This is a genomic window from Pseudomonas agronomica, assembly GCF_025917275.1.
Taxonomy (GTDB): Bacteria; Pseudomonadota; Gammaproteobacteria; order Pseudomonadales; family Pseudomonadaceae; genus Aquipseudomonas; species Aquipseudomonas agronomica.
In genome coordinates, this window is the sequence record NZ_JAOSHO010000931.1 from 1 (window position 1) to 864 (window position 864).

Here is an 864-nt window from a genome sequence, read left to right on the forward strand (position 1 = left end):
GCGAGCAAGCTCGCTCCCACAGGCACCGAGTAAGGCATCTCGACCTGCAAGACCCTGAGGTCTTTGGGAGCAACACCTATGTTGAACACCCTTCTTCCAATCCTGCTGTTCGCAGCCCTGGGCCTTGCGGCCCTCGGCGCCCTGCGGCGGGTGAACATGTGGCGCCGGGGACGACCGGCCAAGGTCGATCTGATCGGCGGTCTCTTTGCCATGCCCAAGCGCTACATGGTGGATTTGCACCATGTCGTGGCGCGGGACAAGTACATTGCCAACACCCACGTCGCCACGGCGGGTGGTGCGGTGGCATCGATTGTGTTGGCGATCCTCGTCCACGGTTTTGGCCTGCACAACCGTATCCTCGGCTACGCCCTGCTGCTGATGTCGGCGGTGATGTTCGTGGGCGCGATCTTCATGTACCTGCGACGGCGCAACCCGCCCGCGCGTTTGTCGAAAGGCCCGTGGATGCGCCTGCCGAAAAGCCTGCTGGCCTTCTCGGCGTCGTTCTTCCTGGTGACCCTGCCGGTGGCGGGCATCCTGCCGGAAAACTTCGGTGGCTGGCTGGTGGCGGCGATCCTGGGTGTCGGCGTGTTGTGGGGCGTGTCGGAGCTGTTCTTCGGCATGACCTGGGGCGGACCGATGAAGCACGCCTTCGCGGGTGCGCTGCACCTGGCCTGGCACCGTCGCGCCGAACGCTTCGGTGGCGGTCGTTCCACGGGCTTGAAACCGTTGGACCTGAATGACCCCGCCGCACCGTTGGGTGTGGAAAAACCCAAGGATTTCACCTGGAACCAATTGCTCGGTTTTGACGCTTGCGTGCAGTGCGGCAAGTGCGAAGCAGCCTGCCCGGCGTTCGCCGCCGGCCAG

1 pseudogene is annotated in these 864 nt (G+C 64.4%); it reads left to right on the forward strand.

Annotated elements, in window-relative coordinates:
• Window positions 1-78 precede the first annotated feature (78 nt).
• Window positions 79-864, forward strand: a pseudogene (gene dgcB, locus OC610_RS28185) (dimethylglycine demethylation protein DgcB); the annotation flags it as partial.